This is a genomic window from Pirellulaceae bacterium, assembly GCA_029243025.1.
In the GTDB taxonomy this organism is placed as follows: domain Bacteria; phylum Planctomycetota; class Planctomycetia; order Pirellulales; family Pirellulaceae.
This window is the reverse complement of the sequence record JAQWSU010000056.1, coordinates 1-25,435: the sequence shown is the minus strand read 5'-3', so window position 1 is coordinate 25,435 and position 25,435 is coordinate 1. Positions and strand designations below refer to the sequence as shown.

The window sequence follows — 25,435 nt, the reverse complement described above, 5'->3', positions numbered from 1 at the left end:
TCATGCGCGTTCTTCGAACTTTTATTGGTGGTGACTGTGGTGATCACCTGAGCAAGCAGGCAGTCGGATTTCGAGTTGATTTGGAGAATAATGTCGCCTCGCATTTGGCGGAACGTCAACGATTAAAACCTTGGCCCGCTCCGGGTAAGAGTGGAATGTAAACTATGCTGTATCGAATCACTTCAACCGTTTTTTCATTGTGCTGTGTCCTCAGTAACGCGCAGGCCGGTGAGATTGAATTTAATCGTGATGTGCGCCCGATACTCTCGGATAAATGTTATCAATGCCATGGTCCGGATGGTGAGAGTCGGGAAGCTGATCTGCGGTTGGATCGACGCGAGGACGCCAGTCGTGTGATCTCGGCAGGAAAGCCTGATACGAGCGAGTTGTACCATCGAATTGTTGCAACGGATCTCGACGAACGGATGCCGCCACGCGACTCACCGAAGCAACTTACTGCAGACGAGATTGCCATACTTCGTCAGTGGATTGCCGAAGGAGCAGAATTCGCCGACCACTGGTCGTTCCAAGCAATTTCGCAGCCGGAGCCACCGCTGGTGTCTCACGCTGGATGGGTGCAGAATGATATTGATCGCTTTATTCTTCACCGACTTGAGCAGGAAGGATTACAGCCGTCGCCAAAGACTGATCCGCGAACTTTGTTGCGACGACTGACGCTTGACCTGACCGGCGTACCGCCGACGCCTTTGGAGTATGAAACATTTCTTGAACGGCCTGATCTTGGAAAAACGATTGAACGCTTAATGGACTCTCCTCGTTATGGAGAACATATGGCGTGGCGCTGGCTTGATGCGGCCCGCTATGCGGACAGCGACGGCTACGAGAGTGATCCTTTACGTAATATGTGGCCATGGCGGGATTGGGTGGTAGATGCATTTAATCGACATATGCCTTATGACGAATTCATTATCGAACAGCTTGCCGGCGACCAGCTTGAAAATCCGTCGCTGCGACAGGTGCTTGCAACGGGCTTTAACCGCAATCATCGGTTGAACAACGAGGGTGGGATTGATCCGGAAGAGTGGCTTGTTGAGTATGTTTGCGATCGGGCGGAAACGACGGCTACCGTTTTCATGGGACTTACCTGGCAGTGTGTGCGGTGTCATGACCACAAGTACGATCCCATTACCACGAAGGAGTACTATCAGCTTTTTGATTTCTTTCATCAACTGCCTGAGATTGGTAACGGAGGCGGCGCGAATAATGCCCCGCCGATGATCGAAGTATCGGATCTGCCTCATCTGGAAGAGTTCTCCGAATTTGTTGCTTTGTTAGACCCGCTAAGACAGGAACTCGTTACACACTCGAAGAGTGAGCAATTCAAGACCGCTCACGCAGAGTGGCTTGAGTCTCTGCCGCAGTCGACAGCCGACCGTGAAAAACTACCGGGAGAGCTGGGCAAAAAAGAGGTGGCGCAATGGGATGCGAAGCTCAAAACGCAAGCCCGGGAACATTTTTTGCGGAATGTCTATCAACCGGCAACCAAGCTGCGGACGGCAATGCGCCCGTTGGAAGAACGAGAGGCACGATTGAAAGCGACCGGGTCAAAAGTCATGGTGATGGGAGATGGCCCGAATCGTCGAAAGTCGTTTGTTCTGCATCGAGGGACTTTCGATCAACCACGTGAAGAAGTAAGTGCGAATACACCAGCCTGTTTACCTCCCATGAAGGAAACGCTGCCCAAAAATCGGCTGGGACTGGCGAAATGGCTTGTCGATCCGGAACATCCGCTCACGGCGCGCGTCGCCGTCAATCGGACTTGGGAGCGTTTCTTTGGTACCGGTATCGTGAAGACATCGGAAGATTTTGGGGCACAAGGTGAGGCCCCGTCACATCCTCAGTTACTCGATTATCTCGCTAATCGTTTCATCGAATCCGGATGGGATTTGCAGGCGTTACAGAAACTCATCCTGATGAGCGCGACCTACCAGCAGAGTTCACATATGGTGCCTGATCTATTAGTAAGAGATCCGGCTAACCGTCTGTTAGCGCGGGGACCACGTTACCGTCTACCGGCTGCTGTGATCCGTGATCAGGCGTTGGCGGCGAGCGGTCTTCTGGTGGAAAAGATAGGGGGCAATCCGGTGAAGCCTTATCAACCGGCTGGGCTATGGAAGGAAATCATTAAAGGTCAAGTGGTTTATCAACGGGATACGGGCGACAAACTTTATCGCCGCAGCCTTTATACTTTGTGGCGGCGTGCCGTGAAGCCACCCCTGATGAGTCTGCTCGATGCCAACGGTCGCGATACTTGTGCTGTCGACTTGAAACGGACGAATACTCCGCTGCAGGCGCTGTTGCTGCTTAATGATGAAACGTTTGTGGAACATGCTCGTGGGTTGGCCACTCGTATGCTCCAGTTGAATGCCGAGGCCGATGCGCAGCGAATCCGTCACGGTTTGTTGTTGGTCCTCGGACGCCATGCTCGAGAAAGTGAAGTGGAGATTCTGAGCGAAGAACTCAATGCGCAACGGAAATATTTCAAATCTAATCCCGATGCCGCCAAGACTTTCTTGACCGTGGGAGATTTGGCCGTTGATCCAGGTCTCGACCCTGTCGAACTTGCTGCCATGACAAATGTTGCTCGCGTATTGTTGAATCTCGATGAGACATTGACCAGAGAGTGACCGACAAAGAAGAAAGTACAAATCGGACGATAAAAATGAACGAACCACGTCGTGACTTTCTAATGCGATCTACACTCGGTCTTGGTACGGCTGCACTCGGCGCACTTCTGCCTGACAATGGTATTGCTGCCATTCCGGGGATTCGCTCGATTGCACCTCGGGCCAAACGAGTCGTCTATCTGTTTCAATCCGGCGGTCCTTCGCATCTCGACCTCTATGATTACAAACCGTTGTTGCAGGAACGTTTTGGTGAAGATTTACCAGAGAGCGTTCGAGGTGGACAGCGTCTTACAGGCTTCACGAAAAATCAAAAATCGCTGCCGATCACTCCGACCAAATTCCGATTTCAGCAGTGCGGTGAGAGCGGATCCTGGGTGAACACGGAACTGCTGCCGCACATTGGGTCGGTCGCCGATGATATCTGTTTCATACCGTCGATCCATACCGAGGCCATTAACCATGATCCGGCCCGGACATTTCTGCAGACGGGGCACCAATTGGCGGGGCGGCCCAGCATGGGAGCTTGGTTGTCATATGGGCTGGGCAGTGAGGCTCAAGAATTGCCCGCATTCATGGTGCTGAACTCTTTTGGAAGCTGTAAACGTACGCCTCAGCCGGTTTCCGGGCGACTTTGGGGCAGCGGATTCTTACCATCACAGTATCAGGGGGTGAAACTGCAATCTGTTGGCGATCCGGTTCTCTACGTATCGAATCCCACCGGCATCAGTCGGGAATCACAACGTGCGTCCCTCGATTCTTTGAGCCGTTTGAATCAAATCAAAGTTGAACAGGCCGGTGACCCCGAGATCGAGGCTCGCATCCGACAATATGAGATGGCCTTTCGGATGCAGGCCAGTGTGCCGGAGCTGATGAACACTGCCGATGAATCGGAAGCAACCTTTCAACTCTACGGCGAAGATGCAAAGACGCGAGGAACCTACGCAGCGAATTGCCTGATTGCCCGCCGCATGGTCGAACGTGGTGTACGATTCATTCAGCTCTATCACGTTGGTTGGGATCATCATCAAAATATTCCACGTGATTTGCCACTGATGTGTGGCGATGTCGATAAGGCATCGGCTGCGCTATTAATCGATTTGAAACAACGCGGGTTGCTTGAGGATACGTTGGTTATCTGGGGTGGTGAGTTTGGTCGGACAACGTTTAGTCAGGGGGAATTTACTCGTGAGGTTTATGGCCGAGATCATCACGGTCGTGTTTTTACGATGTGGATGGCCGGCGGTGGAGTTAAACCTGGTATTACTTATGGTTCTAGTGACGACTTCGGATACAGTGTCGCCGAGAACGGAGTACATGTGCATGACCTGCAGGCCACGATTCTGCATCTATTAGGCATTGATCACACTCGGCTGACCTATCGATTCCAGGGCCGCGACTTCCGACTCACCGATGTCCACGGTGATGTTGTCGAAGACGTTATTGCGTGAATGGCGTAATAACCTCGCGTTTCATTATGAGTCGATAAAACAGGAATGCGAACCTTTTGGACTATGTTTGAGCTGGAAATCGCTTTGCTTCACCGATGTTCGGTTTGCTTTTGAGTGGAAAGCTGCCTCGGAATCGGTGGAAAATGGAAGCCGATTGGGAATGGATCGTTGAACCCGATGGCAGTATGAAGCCGCCGTTTTCCTGTCGGGGGTAATTTAAAGTGGTTGATCGCTTTTTTTCAAGGCGTTGTTCACCTGATGACTGAGAAGCGTCAACTGAGAAGCGTCAATAATCCGAGTCTGTAAGTTCTTGGTGGTTGGGGATCGCGGGCCTTGTCACGTCAACTGCCATCTGTCCTTTCACATGAATTCGAGGGGTCGCGATTTGCGTTCATGGCGGTTGCCACGGTTGCGTCGACTCTGCAATGGTGGGCGTGCTCGGCCGAGATTCCCCGCAGCAAATCAGCAGAACTCTGCTCAAGCACGGAGATTGGAACGAACCGGCTTGCCTACTTTTAAAATGAAGCTTTGTCAAAATGCAACCAGCTACAAGTACGTCATTAATCCATCACCAATTTGCGTTGGTGTTACTTAACGGCGTTCGCTACGCAGACCTGTTCGCCAACCGCTGGTGGTCGTGAGTCGATCAAAGAATCGTCAATGAATTGCTGCTCTCGACGATGTTTATCGTCGAGTCACCGATGGGATGATCTTCGCCGGTTGCGTTTAGGGTGAAGACCGCGTCTAATTTTCGATAAGAAGTTTCTGCGAATAGATCCTATGAGGCGATAAAAAGGAGCGACGATGAATCAGCGTACCGTCCAATTGATTTGGGTGCTTTTACTATTTGTGAGCATTCCAGACTCGAGTGTCAGCGGCGCCGAGCGTTGGAGTACCGAGAAAGTAAATGCCTGGTATGCAAAGCAACCCTGGTTTGTCGGCTGTAATTTCTCGCCGAGTACCGCGATCAATCAATTGGAAATGTGGCAGGCTGATTCGTTCGATCCGGAGGCGATGGAACGAGAGCTTAGTTGGGCCGGGGGACTCGGTTTCAACTGTGTTCGTGTCTATCTTCATGATCTGCTGTGGAAGCAAGACTCAGCAGGATTTATCCAGCGAATTGATCGTTTTCTGGAAATTGCCAATAAGCATGAGATTCAAGTGATGTTTGTATTGTTGGATGGAGTATGGGATCCGCAGCCGAAATTGGGCAAGCAACCGGTTCCGCGCCCGCATGTGCACAATTCTGGTTGGGTGCAGTCACCCGGTGCGGACTTGTTGGGGGATGCAAAGCGACATGATGAATTACGCCCCTACATTTACGGTGTGATTCGGGCATTTCGAGAAGATCGTCGCGTGATTGCTTGGGATCTATTTAATGAACCAGACAATGCAAATACGAACGCATACGGCGAACAAGGGGCAAAGACTGAACTTGAAAATAAGGCTGAAATGGCAACTCAATTATTGAGCAAAGTGTTTGTTTGGGCACGTGAGGCGGATCCCAGTCAGCCATTGACTGCGGCTGTATGGTTAGGGCCTTGGCCAAAACACGGAGAGATGTCTGAGATCGATCGATTGATGATTGACCAGTCAGATCTGATCAGTTTCCACAATTATGGCGACCTTTCCCACGTGGAACCTCGTGTCAAACAATTACGACGCTATAATCGCCCGATTTTCTGCACCGAGTATATGGCGAGACCGACTGGGAGTCGGTTTGATCCGCTGCTCGGCTATTTTAAGGATCAGAAAATTGCGGCATTTAATTGGGGATTTGTCGCCGGTAAAACCCAAACGAATTATCCCTGGGATTCATGGCAGAAACGCTACACGGCTGAGCCCAAGGTTTGGTTTCACGAAATCTTACGCGCTGATGGATCCCCCTATGATCCAGCTGAAGTCCGCTACATAAAAAAGGTGACGGGCGCCAAATAGCCCATCCCCTTTTCTTTCGATTTCAGCATGGAAGGGGAACCGAATTTGCCCTTCCTAGCGAATTGGTGAGTAGTCGGTTGGCGTCATGAAGATTGATTCGACCTTGGTCACGATCGATCCTCCCGCATTTTCTTTGGATTCGGCCCAGACGCGTTGCCATTCTGGGTCGGACATAAATGCCTTCCACGAGGCTTCTCTGGCCTCTTGATTGGGGTAAGCCAAGATGTAGATCAACGTGTTTGGCTTGTCTTTTGGGGTCCAGTAACCGATGAGATGCATGCCGTGCTTGACGAAGAGGTAATTCGTGTGGTCACGAAAACGGCTGTGTAAGTTCGGTAGCTTACCATCTGCTGTTGTGTAGATTCGTTGCTCGAATACTTGCGGGCTTTTGGCCGCAGCTGTTGCTTTTGAATCGTCGTCGGCTTGAGCTCCCTGATTGCCCAAGGTGCAGATTGCACACACCGACAAAAAATAAGCCAGTTGCTTCGTTGTCTGAGAATTTACCATTGATCCGTTCTCCTAACTTCAGAGGTTCGATTGGGTTTCGCTGATTGTGGTTAACAAGTTGGATAGGTGCAGCGATCTTGTGAAATGCATTCTCATCGTGAGCAACTTGGTTGTGTCGTATCAAACGATGATGAACTGCTTTAAAACGCCAACGGGGAACTCCAGCATGGCAGGTGTTGCCAAGATTACTGACGCTCTCGAGCACAAGCGTAACGTCTTGGCCGGATGATTGCGAGTAGACTGTTTGCCCAAACGCCGTCCGCGCAGTTTGGCATGTCGCGGCGGTCGTCAGGTGTCGGTTTGAGAAGGCAGCCGCTTAAGGTTGCACCGTGACGCTCAGATCAGGTGGGGTCGCATAATCTGCCCAAATTCGTTCGTTTCTTGCTGTTACCTTTGCCCCATCGTAAACATGGAATCGATATTTTGAGCGAAACCTTTGTTGAGGACCGATTTCGAACTGGCCGACCACCAAGGGGGCGAAACAGAAGTAGGGTTTTTTGGGATGCAGTCGCACGGGCTGAGGAAAACGAAAGTTGTCAGGATGGTCAAGCGATGTCATACCCGCTGATGAATCGCCAAAATCCACCCATTGGGGACGCGTATGGTTTCCACGGATTCGATCAAAACCATTGCTCGTGATCATTTCAAAGTCGGGGTTAGGAGCCAGCCATTCCCGCCGACCGCGTACCCCTAATCCGCCGTAATGATAGGGGCCAATTACCAAGGGAGTGGTCGCGGTGCAAACCTGGTCCGATTGCAAGTCGAACAGGAATCCGTCCGAAATATTGAAAACTCGGATCGTCCATGTTTCGCTGAGAATCTCGATCGGTTGTTCCGGTTGACGAACATCAAGAAAACGTTGCTTAATGGTTGCTTCGCCATACACAGAGCCATCAATGGTCGAATCCAATCGTTCAAATTCGATTCGACCAACACCCTGTTGTAGTTCCCAGAAATTGATGTCCTTGCCATTGAATAGACTTTTGGTCCAAGCAAAAAAAATGCCTCTCTGATGCGGATGGTCCGGCGCAAAATCGTCTGTGATTGTTTTTCCATTGGGAGTGTATACCGGGTGGATGTATGCGTTGCGTGATTGAATCTCTTCGAGCCCATCCGGTGCTTGATTGACCGCCATGTTGTATTGGAGTACCGTGCGATTGCCGACCGAAATTTGCAGATGACCATCTTTCTGCGAACATTGGACGGCGGTGGTTTGATTCTTGTTGGGAGCAGTAACGGACGCACGGAGTACATATTCTCGCTGATGGTTTGCCTTCAAGGGGCGTTTTAGGATCCAAGTGGCGACAGGAGCCCTTGTTGAGATTTGTACAGGAATCGTCTGGTTGGTTTCGGCGTCGATTAGCTGAAATGTCGAAAGGTTGGGAGCAAAGTCCGGTAGCCTGACGGAGACTGGCGTATCGTGACGATCGTACTTACCAGCTGATAAATTAAGTGTCCATGATTCGGCGTAAGATACTTGCGAAGTCAAGACAACTATCAAGGTCATTGCGAGACGAGACATGTCGTTACGATCCTGGCGAGAAGTTTCTTTTTAACTTGTTGTATTGTAATCCTAGCGACTAGCTGCCGCGACTAATGATCGTTGAAATTCTTGCTCGGTATGGGCTGTCAAAGACGCCTCTTTCGATTGGATCTTGTAAACCAAGGTCGAGAATCCAATCCTATCGATGGGACGAAGGCTTTGGAAACAGGAAAAGGAGTCCGTGGGATCCAGTAATCGATGGATGCTGACCAAATACCAGCCCGTTCGAAGCTGAGTCGCACGGTTCCAATGGAATTGGCGGTGCGCCGCGAATTCATCACTGACGAAAGCTCGATAAAGTGGGCGACAAGTGGGGTGGTCCTTTGCCCACCGTTCCGCGTGAAGAACATCTTCTCCCCAATCGATATTGGCATCGAGTAGGAAGCGATGGCCGCCTAAAGGTCCCCCAGCCAAAAGATTGAAATAGGAATGCTGAAAGGGCCAGCACAGCAGACTGCCGATTACGAAACTTATAAGGGCAAAAGATACAATGTATCTCAAACGTGTATTTGTTTTCGTCCAAACTGCCGTTTGACTGACCCAGATATAACAAAATGGAAAGCATGGGAAAGCGTAACGTAAGTGTCGAGAGAAACCTGTTTGCGAGCTGATTAGCACGGCCATAGCAGCGAAAGGTAACAACATGGCTAACAAACTCGAACGAGTTGAGGGCACCGTGAGATGTGGTGTTTTTATCAAGCGAGCCGGAGCAGGGTACCAAGCTGACACGATCGTAAGAATCCAAAAGCCAATGGGCATCTTTACCAGAGCGGCAAAGGCATAGTAATACCACCATCCGCCATCCTTCCATTGGCCGCAGAGAAAAGATCGTTTGCCTCGCTCAAATTCGAATTGTTGGAGGTCAATCCCCTCAACAAAAGCTTGAGGTAAAGGGATCGGCAGAGAGGTCAAAGATGTTTTGTGAAATGATTTGATCGAATTGACGTAGCTTCGGAATATCTCCGAGTGAAAATCGAACTCGTTCAAGAAAGAAAATGTGTCTTGAAAACCATATCCCGCGTTAAGTACGAGGAGGCCTGTCAAAGATGCATACACGCTTTGGATTAACATTCGACTGGCATGATTGCGACCGGTCTGCATAAGACATAGATGGCCTACCACCATGATCGGTAGGAGTCCGAAGAGTATGATCCAAGTTGTTTTTGCAAGAAACGCGAATCCCAGCAATATGCCAACAATTGTTGCGTTCAACACGGTTGGTCGGTTAAACCATGCGGAAATGTTGAAACACGCGAGCACGCCGATCGCAGCCGCTGGGACATCGGGACAAAGGGTAGCTCCCCAGGAACAGATATTGGGAGAAAAAGACCACAGTAACATGGCTGCCAGCCCGGACGACACACCATAGTTGTGTCTTGACCACAGATAACACGTTACACTTCCCAGGCAGACCAACGGAATGCACATCAATCGGGCAACCAACAGGTCAAATCGTATTTGTTGAGGGTTTCTGTATTGCAACAAGAGCCGTGCAAGCTGCCATTCGGGACGCTTACTCTTGGTAGTGGCAGGAGAGTGCCAGGGAATACTCGGACGGGATAGAGCTAACGGAATCGAACACCAGAGGCGGATCAGGGGCGGATTAACTTTATAGGCATGGAACTTTCCGGTTTGCCAGTGATAGAGTCCTGAGGCGAGGTGGGCCAGTTCATCGCAGTTCGGACTCGCTTGCCATGCGTTAGAGCTGAGGATGGCGGACTGGCCGATCAAAATCATCAGGCAAAGATAGGGCACTCGGATTTGAAAACGACGCAAGTTGAAGTTCTGTCGCACGGGGGAGCTGGTAGCAAGAATCCGTCGAGACGCGCCTTCGGATCGTCGTGACTGGCAAGCAGGGACAGCGTCACGATTTGTTCGCGTGGCGATTGGCGTCGTTTGGTCTTGGGCAAGAAAAACTCTTGGGTTACCCAGCACGATGGTGAGTTCCACATGGTCACGATGAGAAGAGAACTTGAGGCTGTAAGAAATTGGCAAAGAGAAAAGGATTTTCAGAATTCGTTCCCGACATGCAACGAGATGGGTATCATCCTGACCGACCCTGACTTGCGGGAACTGGAGGGCAGGTTACCTTGACGATTTTTGAATTCCCATCGGAAAGTCGCAGCGTAAGTTCCTCTGCCGTGAGGTGGGGCGGATGTCGCGGAAGACGAAAGTCAATGCGTGTTGCCGCCTGTCCGATTTTTTGGGCCTGAAAATCTAACTTGCAGCCTTCGAACTCAACTGCTTCAATGGTCACGCCCGCTTTGATCACGCTACCCGTTATGATGCACCAAGCACGCCATTCTGCGGCGTGAGGCTGGAGCGTGATGAGTGGCGGTGACACCTGAAGCTTGTGGGGGGATAGCCAGAAGACAGGGACCCGATTGGTATAGCTGGTTGGGTCCGAACCCGATTTACGCGCTGGATTTACTGCAAGATGAAGCTCGCCACTTTGTGCTTGACCAGAATCCATCGCCGGACATCGGATCGTGAAACGGTAACCGGTTTCTGTCACCTCTGAATCTCTGAGCTCAATTCCTGTGGAGTTGTTACTGATCCGTAAAGAATTCCAATCTAACGCTAAATCCGATCTGCAGATCACTTGTTTGCTCACGCCATGAGCGACCTCTTCACGATTGAAGGTAAGCTCAGCTGGCGTGCAAATAAGAGCAGAGTGAATGTTCGCTCGGATGGAAAATCTGTGGTCCAACGCTTCGGAGTCATGGGACTTCCAACTTGTTAATACTGTCTCAGAAATTCTGCCTCGCTTCGTGTCGGTCCCCACTTCAACTAATATCGGAGTCTCTTCACCTACTGCTAGAACCTGTCGAATCAATTGAACCTTTAAACAACCACAGCTTTCTTGAATATCCGATTCGGCATCAATCTTAATGGGGCTGGACAACGGATTTCGAAACAGAAAACGATGGGTAATCGATTCGCCCGCCATCACATCGCCCGCATCGTGGATTGTCACGCGATTGTTTGGTAGTGAATCATCCTGTTGCTGGACAACCGGGTTCGGTTCTCCGTCACATCCCCAAAAAACTATCAAAAAAAGAACGACGCACGATAACCAACGTTTTTCCGTTGGCGTATCTGGCGATTTGAATGAAATGCCCAATCGGTTGATGCGAATGAAGAGTTGCTGGGTGGCTGGACTCACGATTCTTGTTCCTTACTGAGTTGCACATACAGTATGCCTTTGTGTCAACACGCCAGTTATTGAACTGTGCAATTCATCAGTCGAAATTCAGACGAGAAATCGGACATGGCGCGACTAATAAGATGTAGGGTGTCGCCTGACTAACTGGCATGTATGGCCGGTAGTCGTTCTTGATGTGGTGTGGGGAAGAAGGAAATTCAGGAGCTCAGAAGACTGAGACTGCTTCCCTCTGGTGTGAATGTTTGTACTGAATTGTTGGCGAGCGACGGCCAAGCCCTTTGCTGAAATCTTGCACAATAGCTGAGTTCGGAGATACAGACTCGGTGCGCCGATTGCCCAGAACTGAATTGTAATCGCATAGAGCCAGACAACAGCCAAGGTTGAATAGTCTTTGCCACAAGGCGATGGCATTTCCCTTTATTTCAAGGATCGCATAAGCCGACACTCTTATGTTCACGATTGTGTCTGACCAATGTGGGTTTGGTTGAGTGACCAATATTTTGACATTTCACACACCGTTTTCTACGGAAATTCGAGAGGCAAGAACATGTCATCTCAACGCTTTCGGTGAGGGCAGTTGCAACTGGCTGTTCTTTCCTTTTTTGTTGGTACCCTCCAGCGTGACAGGTCAGGTTGCAAACGGCTTGCCAACTTCTATGTGGAAGCAGCCCCCTTTGCATGAAACGGGCGGAGAGCTTTCTGCGAAGCCAAATTCTACTCCAGGATCCGTCACCAAGAATTCATGGGCGGTGGCGCCATGTGCGTGTTCGATTGAGAAATGTTGTTGCAGTGAAAAAGAACGAGCTGCGATTCAGAGGGCCGTTGCGAGCGTGTATAAGCCACTTTTCTATAACAATAATTTTAGCTACATCTGCGATTCCTGTTATCACGTGTGGTGGCCTGGCGACCGTTTCAAGCAACGATGCCTCGGTGATTGCGCCATGTTAGACATTGGCGGGCAATATCGGGCTTGGCAAATGTTGGAGCAGAACTTTCGAGGGCTCGGCTTGACGGGCAGCGATGAGAGTTTTTTGTTGCAACCCCTGCGTCTCTTTACCAACGTGAAGTTGACGAGCGGTATCCGTTTTTACGTTGAATATCTAGACGCCGTCAGTGAATTTGGGAAATACAATCCGCGTCCCATTGAAGAGAGCCGTTCCGACATCCAAACCTTTTTCGTCGATGCCTTACTTGTGAATATTGATTCCGGCTTGGCCAGGGGGCGGTTGGGTCGTTAAGAGCTGTTATATGGCGCTCAGAGAATTGTGTCTCCGCTTGTTTGGGCCAACACACGTCGTACTTTCGAGGGCGGAAAGCTGATGTGGCAGAGCGACAACTGGCATGTCGACGGGTTTTGGACTCGTCCGCTACGAAGATTCATCAGTAAGTTGGACACGCCCAGTCAAGATCAGCAATTTTACGGTATGTGGGGTACCTATCGGGGGTTTGAAAAAGACTTTTTGGATGTCTATTGGTTAGCCTCTGACAACGACGAACAGTCGTTTCGTTGCGATCTTATTTGGATTCTAAATCTGCGAGTGAATGGGGCCGGTTGTTCGGAATGCCTTCTGAGGCAGCGTTCTTCTGAGGCAGCGGCCTGTTTTCGGAGCCGTTCACAGCAATCCGTTGCTTGCCAACCAGTGGGCGACGAAGTGTGCCTTTCCCAAGGAAAGATCGAGTGGATTGGATTGGGTTGTCGGGAGGCGACACGAAAAGATGATTTGTAATTGTGACGGTGCGAACCTGATGTTTGGCAAGGATGGATTGCTGATCAATCCGTTGATGATTTGGTAGGGGGCAGCTGATTTCGACGATGCCGAAAACGGGCCGCAAATAGGCCGAGAGAGATTGCCGCAATGACTAAATTAATCCCATCAAGGATTCGATCGAGTCCCGGAGGAACGCCAAAAATGATGGCCTTTTGAGACCAAACCTGGTTGAGACTTTTGAGGCTGACTTGTTGGGTTTTCAATACCGATGGATCCCAGACGAGAGCGGTTGCACCTGCTTGATCGACGGATTCCAAAACGACACAGTGTCGGTTGTTGTTGACTAAAAGAATACAGGGTAACGGTAGCTTCTTGACGGTCTGGACTTCTGAATTAATTGCCCAGCCATTGAGACCGTGGACTCGACAAAGATCGATGATTTCCCGCACAGAGACCCCTGCCGATCCGGAGCTAGGATCGTAATCAAACACTGCGGTCGGATCGATCGCTATCCCTCGCAAGACGCCGATGCGAATCGTTGAAAGAGGGCCACACATCTGACGAAGGTGTTGGTGGGCAGCGATTTTCTTAAAAACCTCTTCGAGCGAGTGGCAACGCGGATCTGCATGTCCGTGCGCATGAGCGGTTGACAGAAGGAGCATTGCAACTGGGAGCCAAGGGATCAGGATGAGTCGCATTGTTGTCGGGTCCAGAGGAAAATAAGGAAAGTGACCAGCAAAAGGTTGATGGCAAAGACAAGAAATCGAAACGACAGAGCGGATGTTTGATTTGGATCCTGTTGAATGAGCTTGTGTATGCCTTCAAGGTCGCTCTGTTCTTCGAGGTGAAAAACTGAATGCGCTGAGCCAGGACGCGAGTCGCGCACTCTGGCATTGCCTGGAACCTGGAGATCGAATTCGTCTTTTGGGAGATCGGTGTTGACGAAGTCAATCTGCTCGATGGAGAAGGTTGTCGACGTGCGGTGGTGCGGATGAAAGCTAATGCATCGAGCGACTTGGGGGAAAAATAGACTATCGCCTATTTCGACGAAGTCGTTTGCCTCATAACGTCGTAGCAACTTTCCTTCAGCGGATACGTAGTCCATTCTAGGAATCGCATACCCGAACGCGGGGGCCGTAAAGATCCGTAGGAATCCAGCGAAGGACTTGTCGACTTGCCCGGGCACGATCACAAATGCAGAGCCGAGTTGCGAGTACTGAACCGGCCACTCGAGCATCGTTGTCGGAATACCAAGGATACGTTGGTCCGTCAAGATTACGGCTTGGTGACGATTCTGATCGATAAAGTCTAACTGTTTGTCGTACCAGAATGTTCCTACCCGAGCAGCTGCGCAAGCGTAGTTGCTCCCGATTGCAGCGCCGAGCGATTGTGCTGGCGTGAGGTGTAACGCCCGATATATTTTCCCGGACGGGGTGGTCGTTTCATAGAATCGAAACGTCGCATCACGGGTATTCATCAAAATGGCTGGGCTGTTTGGATATCGCAGAGCCCAGTCGTTTCCAGCCTGAGAAAAACGATATTGGTTTTGCGTTTCCTCATTCTGGCTTTTCGTGGTGAGAGTGAAGTCAACACGAACGCTGTAAATCGACCGCGCACGGGCTATTAGGGCGTCGATCGTGCTGTCCGAGCTGATCGTTGCGGAAGACGCAGACTGGCACACAGCCGAGGCTGCGCCGAGCAAGACGAATTGAAGGCTACGGTGGCGCACGTGTGTTATCTCCTAGTCACAATGGCTGTATTTGACGCCGCACGGAGTTGAAAGTTCTAAATCGCAAACCAGAACATCTACGGTGGGACTGTTACTTTCCGTGTAGTCCCTTTTAAGAATTTCGCATTGCCATTGTTCGTCCGGGCAACCCACGGTGGTGCGATTACCTGTGGGGCGACAGCGATTTTGGGCCACCCGACGAATGTCGACTTCACAAGTGTGTTCAGGATTTGTTTTGGTGCAGGTTGCCGACGAGCAACGAACAACTGTCCAGTCACGACTCGTACATCGAATCGCGGGCCCAAGAATTGGAGCGCAGCCCGATTGTTCAAAATTACGAGGTTCACAGCCCCAACGGCGACCAGGTTGACAGCAACTTCCCTGGACCGAACCCACTTTCAGTTCCATTTGTGCGGGGTTGCACGGAGAGAATGGTAGGCAGATGAGTCGTTGGTGAAGGCTGGTTAGACTTGCGAGTGTCACGGTGGCCAAAGTAAGCACGATAATCATGTGGAGCGCCTTTCGGATTCAAAGGAGAAGAAGGTGCTAGGAAAGGGACGGATGAGTTACAGTGGGATTCAAAGCTTCGTTCAAAAATTGGACGGGATTCCGGAGGTCAAAAAACGACGTTCCTTGGCGAGTTGCTGCATTTCCACCATTAAATAATCGAAATGTAGACTGATCTCTTGCAGGTAACGCCGACAGGCGCGACTTTCACCCGTGTCGGCGGCAAAACCTGCCCGTTCGCAGAGTTGTTCGAGTAAACCGGTCAGAGTATTGACGTGATTTTTTCCTTCATCAATCAGGTCAGAAAAATCGCGCGAAGGCAGATGCTGTGGCGGGCGGAGTGGCATGGAGATCGGCGGTGAACTCGAGGAAGCAGAGAGATTGTTTCGGCTGTTCGACTCGCAGGCCATGGATGACTGCTCGATTCGGCATTGTTTTGCCAGTCGCAACATTCCCGCGGAGGAGAGTTCCTTGCCCGCGGTCTGTGTTTGTTGCACGTAAGCACGAAATTTCGACTCGGGAACCGATGCCGATTGCTGCCAACGGGCCGATTGATTCTTATCAATGCCGAGATCTTTCAGGCGGATGGTCTCGCGCCCCGTTTTCCGATCACCGCCACGCAGTTTCATCTCAGCAAGAGATTTGCCCAATTTTCGCTCAGCCTGAATCTTGAGCTCCGTGGCACGGTTTTGAAGCTTAAGACCCAAGTCGCGTTGTTGCGCATCAACTCGCAGTTGTTCTGCCGTATCTCGGATTTGCTTGATCTCAGGAATGGTCTTGCAACTTGTCAATTGGTGGCTGACCTGTTGGATTCGGTTTGAAATGTTTCCGTGATCGTCCTGAATGAATGTTCCATGCATGCCGGATAATCCTCCATGACAATAAAGCCAAAATCTGCTTGTCTATTCCATAAGTCGAAAACCAAGCGTTCAACCGGACACTCGGGTTGGGGGAATAGAGAGAAAAGTTGCTCGAAAGCGGAAGCAGGAGTGTCTTGATGAGTGTTTGACGATTTCCAAGGTCGGTCGATATCGTGTCTCGCTTTGACCAATCTGGCAGGTTGGAAGACAGACAGTAGAAAGGCGAATTTTGATGCGAATTCGGAAAAAAGGTGCACGAAATGATCTCGGACAAACCATCTTGGATTTGCTTGCTGTCGTGGCGATTTTGGCGCTGCTATTGCAGTTGTTGTTGCCTGCGCTCCAGGCGGTCAGAGAATCTGCCCGTCGAACTCAATGTTCGACCAATCTTCGACAAATTGGACTGGCAATGAATGCGCATCAAGCAGTGAAAGGGTATTTCCCTTCAGGCGGTTGGCATTTTGATTGGATCGGCGAACCAGAACGGGGTACGGATTCACGTCAGCCCGGCAGTTGGGCCTTCAACTTGTTGGACTATTTGCATGAAAGTGATTTGCGACGGCAAGGTGCTCGCTTGCAAGGAATCGAACGCTGGAAGGCGCTGGCAAAGCGTTGTTCGCGGCCGTTGACGGTTTTCCATTGTCCCACTCGTCGGGCTGTTTGTGCTTACCCCTATCGCGCCAATCAGAGGCCACTGACCCTTGGGGGACGGGTCTCGAAACCGTTCACATTGGCAGCAAAAACCGATTACGCGGCCAATGCAGGGGATGGACCGACTGTCGAATTCGATTGGAAGTGGAGCGGCCCCCAATCACTTGCTCAAGGCGATCGGGCGACGTTTGTTTGGCCTGATACGCGACGTTACACGGGGGTCGTCTTTGGACGTAGTCGTGTTCGGCCTCGCGACCTTCTTGACGGAATGTCAAAGACCTATCTGATTGCAGAGAAATATGTTGACTCCAATCAATATTTGAGTGGGAAGGATTGGGGAGACAATGAGACGTTGTACGCCGGATTCAACAACGACAATTGCCGCTCGACTGCGGCCATTCCGGTTCGCGATGCTCACGGTCAAGACTGCAAAAATCGATTTGGCAGTGCACATCCTTATGTATGGCAGGTTGTACTTTGCGACGGATCGGTGCAGGCAAAAGATTTTGAAGTCGACGCGGAAGTGCATCGACGGTTTGGAAATCGTATGGATGTTCGGCAAGCGTTCCCTGTTATTTCTTCACTGCACCTTCCATGACATGGCGGAGTTGATGAAATGACTTCGGCAGGACGTCTGTCGTGAAAAGAAATTTCCCCTCCCTGAAGGTGGATGAAAATAAAGGTGGATGAAAATGGTGTCCAAAGCGATGATTGTTTGTCTCGCCGCCATGTTGGGAACTACGCCAAAATCAGAAGTGATCGAGAAATTTCACGTCCAACATTGCCTTGTTGGGGGTGAGTCGGTTCGTTTTCGGCTTTTTAGGCCAAAGGCTAAACAGCTCATGCCGTTAATCGTCTGGCTCCACGGTTATGGCGAGGCTGGCTGCAACAATAAAGACCAGCTTGCTTGGCTAGAGCTGATTGTTCAGGATCACCTGCCGGCGTACATTTTGGCGCTGCAAAGACCGCAGGCTGAACCCCGTTGGTTGACGACGTCAGGCAATTCGGACCCTTTGGAATGCCTGATGGCAATCATCGAAGATGCCGTGGAACGTTTTGCTATTGATCATGATCGTGTTTATCTCTGCGGGATTTCTGCTGGCGCGAGTGGGTGTTGGGAGTTGGCACGGCGCCATCCGGGGCGTTTCGCCGCAATGCTTCCATTGGCGACCACGATGGTGGGGGATGATGCCCGAACGCTAGTCCGGACCCCTGTCTGGGCATTTCAGTCGAGCGCAGATGGTGCCGACTCCGTGAAGTCAGTCGCCCAAATGATCAGAAATATCAACGCGGAAGGGGGCCGGGCCCATCTGACTTTAATCCATTCTGATCGCCACGATTGTTGGACGGTCGCTTTGGGTCGGTATCAAGCGCTCGACTGGTTGCTGAGGCAGACACGCGATTGGGATTTGGATCCGCTGCCGGGAGGAAAAGTTGCTCCTAACCTGTCACCGATATTGGCTAGCCTGATCCTCGGCCTTTTGTGTTGGCTTGGCTGGCGCCGTGCAATCCGAAACTGACCCGCTAAATAGTTCGGTCCAGATCCTAGGTTGAAAACTTGTGACACGCAAAGATATCAGTAACACTTGTCTCGAATTCGGAGGGCTAACGAGAAATTTAACCGATGGTTTGATTCGATTAGCCGCTAGATTCCTGGCTGATTGAAGCGATTCTGCTGCTTCCTGAAGATCTGCGAGGCAGGTAACCGACCAAGGGTGTGGAGCGGGAATACACACCTTTTGGTCTTGGATTTTCTAGCTCAGAAAGCATATTTGATATTCACTTTCAGCTCGCTCGATGTTCCTCGCTTTTGGCTCCAATCTCTGCTGCATTCGCTATTCTGGCCGTCTGCCACGTGATGTGATCTTTCGGCTCTAGGTTGCTGGGTCCAGTTCCCATAATCGCTCTGCGTGGCGATCGCTTCCGGGGCTCATTTCCTGCCCCATGTTTTTCGCATGTCTGTTCGTGCATTCTTGAAAGGTCGGTACTGTCTGGGATTGATAGATTCCGATGGACCAGAGTTTATCTGGCAATATTTCGGTGATGTCTTCAAATACGGGAGCCACTCGCTGCGATTCTTTTAGACGACGAACTCCATCCAAAATTTGGCAGGGGGAAATGGATGCATAGGGCAGATCTTCATAAATGAAGACGCGAACGGCTGGGTTGGTAGAACGCCACGCCGCGATGAGTTCTATGATCGCGACGTGCAGTGACACGTGATTCGCATGGCCCCCAACACCCATGGGGGCATAGATGCGACCAGGCTTCTCTTTGTGGAACAGTCGATCAGCTAGATCTCGATAGAGATCCAGTTCATGGGCTGTGGGCGGGCGAAATGGTTCGACCCCGTCGACTCGAATGTCGGCATCGTCGAGTCCTCCATCGACTTTACGGGCTCCCACCATGTTGCAAAAAAGTTCTTCCTCTTGGTGACGCAAACGCGTGACCGCTCCTTTATTTCCACGAAGAATGGAATCCGAGTAGCGATATGTCGATGTGAAGCTACTTATGACGAGTTCTACGTTGTTGGAGCGTTGGAGCAGCACGCCCCCCACGGATAAGGCGGCATCGTCGAGGCGGGGAGCGAGCACCAGCCATTTCTCTTTTGGATCTGACGGCAACGGAGGAGCGGGGGGCCCGATGGTGAACAGACCATCGGTCAGCATAGCGGTCAATGTGGTGCCTATTTCGCCGCCCTGGTCGAATAGGGTTCGCAGTGGCCTCTGATTACGAGCGGCTTGGAGAAGGCGTTGGTGGGGCCTGGTGAGTTTGATGGACAGTTCCGGCTTGAGGAGCGAGGTGAGCGTTTGATTTTTTGTCTGCACATGTGGCAGGAGGTGTAAGAGCCGATTTGGGGATGTGTGATCGAGGCGAGCGCTGATGTCTAACACGGGATTTGGATTCGGGTTTTGCCTTAGTCGGTAAGACACCGATAGCTGGTGATGCCTACACAATATCGCACTTTGTAGCCTTTCGCATGGATGATAATCAAATAAATATCGTCGTTTCTTTTTTCGGGTTCCGCATCTTCAACATGGACGTGGTGTTGGCGAAGAGCAAAATGCTTCCGGCAGCCAGACCCCCAATATGCTGGTTGTATGCCCCCGTTGATATATTCGACGTTAATTTAATCCGGCGACTCTGGCATCAATGAAGGTTGAACCGCAACTGGATTCCCTTTGGCACTGAATCGAATATGACCGTCGAACCTATCTGTCCGCTCTTTTGCAAGCCCTGCGTATCCGAATAAGTTTTGGAACATCGTTTCTGCTGCAAGTCAAAGTGGGTTTTGGCAAAGTAGGCGCCATTACATGCCTGATAACCCATCAATGCGACACCTTGTTTGATGAAACGATTGGTTATGCAGCGGTGTTGAGTGTGCAACTTTTAGGAAGTGAGCCGAACTCAGGTGCTCTCAAGAAACGCTGCTTCAAGGAACGAAGTTTTTCCGCTGATGCCACATTGTTTGCGTGCTTGTTAGACAAGCGGGGCGGGCGCGGGGGCAAGGTGTGTACGACCCTGGGATGTAGGCGATAATTGATTTCCATACAACCGAAGGCAAAAGCGTTTTGTCGGTCGCGGAGGTTGGTTAGCTCGATGGTTCCCGATGCTTCTGAGCCGCTGACAGCCTAGGTGGTTCGGTGGCCTTTTGATTTGAAAAAGTCGCCGGTGGGGTCGACACGTTCGCGATAAGCATCACGATAAGGGCCCTGACGTCCGGACCTGCTGGATAGTACGCTGTAATTCAGATCGGCTGTACCCAATCTCGCTTGCAGCTTTGGAAATAGTGTTTAGTTCGAAACGCTTGATCTTTCCATCCGCAAGTGCCAAGCGAATCAGATTTCGTAAGTGTTTGTCCGTGTAGGTTGGCTCGGTTGGATCTTCGTCACCACTCTTGGCCTTGGCCACCATCTCAGCAATCTTTTCGCGGTCCCAACCATGCTGTTTGGCCCACTTGGTGAGATACTTCCGCTCATCGATATGCACTTCCTTATCGGCAAAGCAAACACGTAGCAACTCAATGAATTCCAGTTCTTCCAGCTCGGTGGAGCTCAGTGTGTGTCCGAAATCTGTGTCGAGGGCTTGTTTGAAATTCGTTTGTGATTGGGTTGCTCGTTTGCGTGCTAACCAGAAGACAAGACAGCATCCTGCAACGGTAAAGCCAAGCGTGAGAGGATGGTGGATCAAATAACTGGAAGAGATCGCGATGATGCTCAAAAGACCGCCGAGGATGAAGCTTATCGCCATCGTTCCCCATTGTGCAATCGCGCCAATCACCGGCACGTGATACAAAAACCCGGTGGCGGCACTAAACATGATCATGAATCCAACGCTGATGCCTAAAAAACCGCCTCCGCGGACGATCCATCGCAGACGCGTTAGGTGCGCTTGCATCGTCTTCAAGGCAACAGGTCGCTCACCCGCCACAATGAAATGAAGGATGCCTGTGTCTTGGATTAGACTATCAACTAAGCCACTTTTCACCTCTGCTTGATACGCGACACCACGACCATCTTTGTATTCACCAAAATAGGTTGCGGTCGGGGGGACTCGAAGACCTCGGTAGCTAATCCGTTCGTCGCCGAGCTTTCGGGGACGATTTTTCGCGAGATACAGATACTCGTCACGTTTTTTCAAGCCGTCCTTTTCACCCGTATCGGTCAGTTTCAGACTGGAAAGGGAGATCGTCTCTTGGGGGTCAACAAATTCAATCCACTTCTCGTTGATTTGGATTTTTCCAACGTTGTAGGATTTTGGGCGGAACTGTTTTGATGAGAGACGCTGTTGAATATCGTTGTTTCGAGAGTTGCGATCAAGCCGCGTCATCCACTTGAGGTTCCACGTCACGTGTCCATCGCTGTCTTCGTCTCGGTCCCAAGCATAAATTTCTGCCGAGCGGTTTACGCTTAGGTAGCCGATGAGTGATTCCACATACTCACCAGAAATTTTCAGGTCGGTTTCCATCGAACCGGTGTAGGAGATAAGTTTGTTGTTGAAACTGGGGGCAGGAACATTCATGGGGGTGGTGTTTCGTGCGGCGCGTGCGTAGTCGAAACGCCCCTCATTTTTCCAGAGTGCCAGCACGCCCACAACAATGATCACAGGGCCAATCACGACACCCGAATACCTGTTTTTTGATCGCGTCAAATTCAGACTCCTTGTAAAACAGGTTGTTCATTCAGTCGAAGCACGTATTTTCGCCAGCCCTTCACTGTTCAAGGATTTTTACAGCTGGATTCTAACGATCGGTTGAAGACAAATACAAGCCGAGAGGCTGGGGAGATCTTTGAGTGAAGATCTGTTTTGGATGGATGATTTGTATTTCGATGACGAGTACGGGTGCTGAAGTAATGAGATTGGAGTCAGTGTCCGTGAGCATTCACGTTGATCTAGATGGTGACTTTGTAAGTGGTTTTGTTAATGGCTGTTTTGTTTAGTTTTTTTTGGGTAAATCTTTCGAGATTCACTGCTTTTGCAGACGGGAATTGCCGGTCGTAAGCTAAGATTAGAGCGGTTTTTTGGGCCGTTTTAGGTTCGGAAATGTCGAACGAAACCCCTCGTCCGTTCGTTTGTCGCACTGCCGACATTTTTGTCGGCCTCAGGTACAGAAAGGGCAGGTATTTGGAACCAGCTCGAGCCTGAGTTGAATTCGAAAATGTCGTGCGATTGGCTTTAGAAGACAGATCGTTTTTCACGGGTAACATGAGTGATTTGAGAAGACAGCCAAGGGATCCTTTGGAAGAAGGCCCAAGTTCGCACCCGCTTACGCCATTACAGGAGGCGATGCTATTCCATGGTCTGAAAGATGGTGACCATAGTTATCTCCAGATAATGGTTTGCGATTTTGAGGAGCCGATCGATTCCGTTGCGTTTTTCGATAGCTGGAAAGAGCTTGTAGAACGACACGATGTCTTGCGGACGAGTTTTGCACACGATTCCTCAGGTATGCCGGTTCAAGTTGTACACGGTCAGATTTCTATTCCTTGGGAGGAGCAGGATTGGCGTCATTGGTCAGGAGAGAAACAGCAAAGTCGTTTTTCAGCGTTTCTCCGTGACGAACGAAAGCGTGGGTTTGATCTAGCGACGCCTCCTCCTTTACGTCTGTCCTTACTTCGTTTTGAGGACGAGCACTATCGTTTAGTTTGGACCTCTCATCATGCGTTATTCGATGGTCGTTCGCGGTTGATTTTATTGCGTGATCTATTTCGCCTCTACGATGGGCGTGGTAGACGCGGCGGTTCAACGCATGTGGCAGATTCTTTGGCGATACCTTCTTTGCAGGATCTTTCTCGTTGGTTGCAAAGTAGGCGGACATCTGCTGACGAGAGTTTTTGGAAAGCAACCTTTTCAGGCTGTGAGTTTCCATGCGAAATCGACCTGGGGAGCGGTAGAAGTAAAACCGAGAATGAACTTTTTTGTAAGGTTTCAAATCGGTTGTCATCGACGTTGAGTAGTCGATTACGCTCGCTCGCGAAGGACAATCATTTGACCCTTAACACATTGCTCCAAGGTGCCTGGGCAATCCTGTTGCGGCATTATACGCAACAAGAAGTTGTTGTTTTTGGGGCAACGTCTGCCGGCCGTTATGGTGCACCTCCGGAGTTGGCTAATGCCGTTGGTCTTTTGATTAGCACGATCCCGGTGACCGTTAAGGTGGATCTTCAGAATCATCTGTTGGAATGGTTGAGCGAGATACGCAATAAGTGGGTTGAATTACGCGATCACGGAATGGATTCTCTTACAGATATCCGATCGTATTTTGGAGTTTCTCCGGATACGCAATTGTTCGATAGCCTTGTTGTCTTCGAGAAATATGAATTGACCAGTCATGTGCAATCTTGGGGCAGCGATTGGAAGCGGCGAAGATTCGAGCTTCACGGACAAACGAATTACGGACTGACGGTCAGTGGCTTTGACGACGCCGAGATCCTACTGAAGGTCGAAGGCGATCCAAAACGCTATGACCATGTGGCGATACAGCGTTTGGCAAACCAAGTTCAGCATCTGTTGACCCAGTTCAGCAATAACCCCCATCGAACTCTTGCTGAGATTCCTTTACTGGAAGAGGTTGAGCAACAGCGGTTGATCGTCGACTGGAATGATACTTCAACCGATTATCCTTGTGACAAAACCGTTCATGAGTTGTTCGAATTCCAAGCGGAATTGAGACCGGATGCAGTCGCCGTGGTGTTCCAAGATCAATCGTTGACCTATCGGGAACTGAATCAGCGAGCGAATCAACTGGCCTGGCATCTGAAAAGTCTGGGAGTAGAAAAGGGCGATCTCGTTGGCTTTTCCATTGAACGCCGTTTTGAAATGGTCATTGGCCTATTGGGTATTCTTAAGGCTGGCGCCACCTATCTGCCGTTGGGGGGCGACTATCCGGATGATCGCTTGCACTACATGTTGCGGGATGGTGAAGCGGATGTCTTGGTGACTTGGGGAGATGGCGGCCGTCGTTTGGCTGAAGAAGTCAAGCATGTGGTTGATTTGGAGACGGATTCATTTCAAGGTCAATCCACGTTAAATCCTAAGGTTGAGGTGACCGCTGACGATCTTGCCTACGTGATGTATACCTCAGGCACGACTGGAAAACCTAAAGGGGTGATGATTCGGCATCGGTCGATCGCTCGCCTCGTGTTTGGCGTCGATTACGCAGAATTTGGTGTTGGCGAAACTGTCCTGCAAGCCGCGACGATTTCTTTTGATGCCTCAACCTTTGAATTGTGGGCAGCACTCTTACACGGAGGGAGGTTAGTGCTCGCGCCTGCAGGGCCACCTGACTTGGAGCAGTTACCTCAGCTGATTGCTCGCCATCAGGTCAGTACGATCTGGTTGACCACCGCTCTATTTAATCAGGTGATAGAGACTCAGCCAGAAGCGTTGCAGGGGGTTAGTCAGATTCTGACCGGCGGTGAGGCACTATCTGTTCACCATGTTCGTTTGGCCCTTTCCCGTTTGTCTCCGGAGCAGACTCTCGTCAATGGTTATGGACCGACGGAATGTACGACGTTTGCTTGTTGTTATACGATTCCCCATGATTTAGCAGAGACCGCTCGTTCGGTTCCGATCGGGCGACCGATTGGGAACACACAGGCGTATGTACTTGATCGAGATTTACGACCGGTTCCGATCGGTGCACAAGGTGAGTTGTACCTCGGGGGAGACGGGTTGGCGAAAGGTTATTGGAATCGGCCAGAATTGACGGCCGAAAAATTTGTCGAAAACCCCTTCGGAAAAACAGTTTCTGACCGCCTCTATCGAACGGGTGATCAGGTTCGCTGGTTGAATGACGGAAACCTGGAATTCCTCGGTCGCTTGGATGCTCAGATCAAATTGCGGGGGCATCGGATTGAGCTAGAAGAGATTGCAGCGACGATGCGAGACCAGCCGAATGTCGTCGATGCTGTTGTGGATCTGAGAGAAGATCGAATCGGAGATCCGTGGCTCGTTGCCTACTATGTTGCTGCCGATATCCATGAAACGACTGAGTTAGAACTTCGGCGGGAAATTGAGCAGTTACTGCCTCGATACATGCTGCCTGCTGTTTATGTGCCGTTGCCATCACTGCCACTGACAACCAATGGTAAGGTTGATCGTCGCGGCTTGCCTGCACCGGATAATTCGCGTTTGTTGGCAGAGTCTGGATTTGTGAAACCCAGCACATCGACCGAACGACGAATGGCTGAGATTTGGTGCGAAGTACTGGGCATTGAAGAGGTCGG

16 protein-coding genes and 1 pseudogene are annotated in these 25,435 nt (G+C 50.6%); 8 read left to right on the top strand and 9 right to left on the bottom strand.

Annotated elements, in window-relative coordinates; all coding sequences use genetic code 11:
* Nucleotides 1–2: 2 nt before the first annotated feature.
* From P8N76_27510 to P8N76_27495, 4 genes are all read left to right on the top strand, one after another.
* On the top strand, nucleotides 3–161 hold the full coding sequence (locus P8N76_27510; GenBank protein ID MDG2385449.1) for a hypothetical protein: 159 nt from the start codon (nucleotides 3–5) through the stop codon (nucleotides 159–161).
* A gap of 3 nt (nucleotides 162–164) precedes the next feature.
* On the top strand, nucleotides 165–2,648 hold the full coding sequence (locus P8N76_27505) for a PSD1 and planctomycete cytochrome C domain-containing protein (GenBank protein MDG2385448.1): 2,484 nt from the start codon (nucleotides 165–167) through the stop codon (nucleotides 2,646–2,648).
* Between the two features lie 35 nt (nucleotides 2,649–2,683).
* A complete protein-coding gene (locus P8N76_27500; GenBank protein ID MDG2385447.1) occupies nucleotides 2,684–4,096 on the top strand; it encodes a DUF1501 domain-containing protein in 1,413 nt (470 codons plus the stop codon).
* An 804-nt stretch (nucleotides 4,097–4,900) separates the two neighbouring features.
* Complete coding sequence (locus tag P8N76_27495) at nucleotides 4,901–6,034, top strand: hypothetical protein (protein MDG2385446.1); 1,134 nt, start codon at nucleotides 4,901–4,903, stop codon at nucleotides 6,032–6,034.
* A gap of 54 nt (nucleotides 6,035–6,088) precedes the next feature.
* Here P8N76_27495 and P8N76_27490 read toward each other — a convergent pair whose 3' ends face one another.
* The 4 genes from P8N76_27490 to P8N76_27475 all read right to left on the bottom strand — a co-directional run bounded on the left by P8N76_27490 (nucleotide 6,089) and on the right by P8N76_27475 (nucleotide 11,250).
* Nucleotides 6,089–6,541, bottom strand: a complete 453-nt coding sequence (locus P8N76_27490; GenBank protein MDG2385445.1) for an NIPSNAP family protein — start codon at nucleotides 6,539–6,541, stop codon at nucleotides 6,089–6,091.
* A 316-nt stretch (nucleotides 6,542–6,857) separates the two neighbouring features.
* Entirely contained in the window at nucleotides 6,858–8,063 is a 1,206-nt protein-coding gene (locus P8N76_27485; GenBank protein MDG2385444.1) for a PmoA family protein, read from the bottom strand.
* 51 nt (nucleotides 8,064–8,114) lie between these two features.
* Nucleotides 8,115–10,019: a glycosyltransferase family 39 protein gene (locus tag P8N76_27480; GenBank protein ID MDG2385443.1), complete on the bottom strand. Its 1,905-nt coding sequence runs from the start codon at nucleotides 10,017–10,019 to the stop codon at nucleotides 8,115–8,117.
* A gap of 109 nt (nucleotides 10,020–10,128) precedes the next feature.
* Complete coding sequence (locus P8N76_27475; protein ID MDG2385442.1) at nucleotides 10,129–11,250, bottom strand: DUF1573 domain-containing protein; 1,122 nt, start codon at nucleotides 11,248–11,250, stop codon at nucleotides 10,129–10,131.
* Nucleotides 11,251–12,191: 941 nt separating this feature from the next.
* On the opposite strand from P8N76_27475, the pseudogene P8N76_27470 reads away from it, so the two are divergent.
* Nucleotides 12,192–12,977: pseudogene (locus P8N76_27470) on the top strand (alginate export family protein).
* A gap of 44 nt (nucleotides 12,978–13,021) precedes the next feature.
* On the opposite strand, the gene P8N76_27465 reads toward P8N76_27470, so the two are convergent.
* From P8N76_27465 to P8N76_27455, 3 genes are all read right to left on the bottom strand, one after another.
* Nucleotides 13,022–13,621 (bottom strand): cysteine peptidase family C39 domain-containing protein, encoded by a 600-nt coding sequence (locus P8N76_27465; protein MDG2385441.1) that lies wholly within the window; start codon nucleotides 13,619–13,621, stop codon nucleotides 13,022–13,024.
* A 20-nt stretch (nucleotides 13,622–13,641) separates the two neighbouring features.
* Nucleotides 13,642–14,688 carry a hypothetical protein gene (locus P8N76_27460; protein ID MDG2385440.1) on the bottom strand — a complete coding sequence of 349 codons (1,047 nt, stop codon included), beginning with the start codon at nucleotides 14,686–14,688 and terminating at the stop codon, nucleotides 13,642–13,644.
* A 590-nt stretch (nucleotides 14,689–15,278) separates the two neighbouring features.
* The gene (locus P8N76_27455) at nucleotides 15,279–16,055 is read right to left on the bottom strand and encodes a hypothetical protein (GenBank protein ID MDG2385439.1); all 777 of its coding nucleotides are present in this window, start codon (nucleotides 16,053–16,055) and stop codon (nucleotides 15,279–15,281) included.
* Between the two features lie 232 nt (nucleotides 16,056–16,287).
* Between P8N76_27455 and P8N76_27450 the strand changes: the two genes are divergently transcribed.
* Nucleotides 16,288–17,304: a DUF1559 domain-containing protein gene (locus tag P8N76_27450; GenBank protein MDG2385438.1), complete on the top strand. Its 1,017-nt coding sequence runs from the start codon at nucleotides 16,288–16,290 to the stop codon at nucleotides 17,302–17,304.
* Nucleotides 17,305–17,548: 244 nt separating this feature from the next.
* A complete protein-coding gene (locus P8N76_27445; GenBank protein MDG2385437.1) occupies nucleotides 17,549–18,226 on the top strand; it encodes a hypothetical protein in 678 nt (225 codons plus the stop codon).
* A gap of 354 nt (nucleotides 18,227–18,580) precedes the next feature.
* Here P8N76_27445 and P8N76_27440 read toward each other — a convergent pair whose 3' ends face one another.
* On the bottom strand, nucleotides 18,581–19,600 hold the full coding sequence (locus P8N76_27440; protein MDG2385436.1) for a PIG-L family deacetylase: 1,020 nt from the start codon (nucleotides 19,598–19,600) through the stop codon (nucleotides 18,581–18,583).
* 805 nt (nucleotides 19,601–20,405) lie between these two features.
* Nucleotides 20,406–21,857 carry a TMEM43 family protein gene (locus P8N76_27435; GenBank protein ID MDG2385435.1) on the bottom strand — a complete coding sequence of 484 codons (1,452 nt, stop codon included), beginning with the start codon at nucleotides 21,855–21,857 and terminating at the stop codon, nucleotides 20,406–20,408.
* Between the two features lie 513 nt (nucleotides 21,858–22,370).
* Between P8N76_27435 and P8N76_27430 the strand changes: the two genes are divergently transcribed.
* Nucleotides 22,371–25,435 (top strand): amino acid adenylation domain-containing protein (locus P8N76_27430; GenBank protein ID MDG2385434.1); only part of this gene is annotated, 3,065 nt, incomplete at its 3' end.

Excerpts from the sequence above, each read along its gene's own strand:
- P8N76_27495 (MDG2385446.1), top strand. The coding sequence starts at position 4,901 with ATGAATCAGCGTACCGTCCAATTGATTTGGGTGCTTTTACTATTTGTG.
- P8N76_27445 (MDG2385437.1), top strand. The coding sequence starts at position 17,549 with ATGCCGTTAATCGTCTGGCTCCACGGTTATGGCGAGGCTGGCTGCAAC.
- P8N76_27500 (MDG2385447.1), top strand. The coding sequence starts at position 2,684 with ATGAACGAACCACGTCGTGACTTTCTAATGCGATCTACACTCGGTCTT.
- P8N76_27485 (MDG2385444.1), bottom strand. The coding sequence starts at position 8,063 with ATGTCTCGTCTCGCAATGACCTTGATAGTTGTCTTGACTTCGCAAGTA.
- P8N76_27510 (MDG2385449.1), top strand. The coding sequence starts at position 3 with ATGCGCGTTCTTCGAACTTTTATTGGTGGTGACTGTGGTGATCACCTG.
- P8N76_27455 (MDG2385439.1), bottom strand. The coding sequence starts at position 16,055 with ATGCATGGAACATTCATTCAGGACGATCACGGAAACATTTCAAACCGA.
- P8N76_27450 (MDG2385438.1), top strand. The coding sequence starts at position 16,288 with ATGCGAATTCGGAAAAAAGGTGCACGAAATGATCTCGGACAAACCATC.
- P8N76_27465 (MDG2385441.1), bottom strand. The coding sequence starts at position 13,621 with ATGCTCCTTCTGTCAACCGCTCATGCGCACGGACATGCAGATCCGCGT.
- P8N76_27490 (MDG2385445.1), bottom strand. The coding sequence starts at position 6,541 with ATGGTAAATTCTCAGACAACGAAGCAACTGGCTTATTTTTTGTCGGTG.
- P8N76_27505 (MDG2385448.1), top strand. The coding sequence starts at position 165 with ATGCTGTATCGAATCACTTCAACCGTTTTTTCATTGTGCTGTGTCCTC.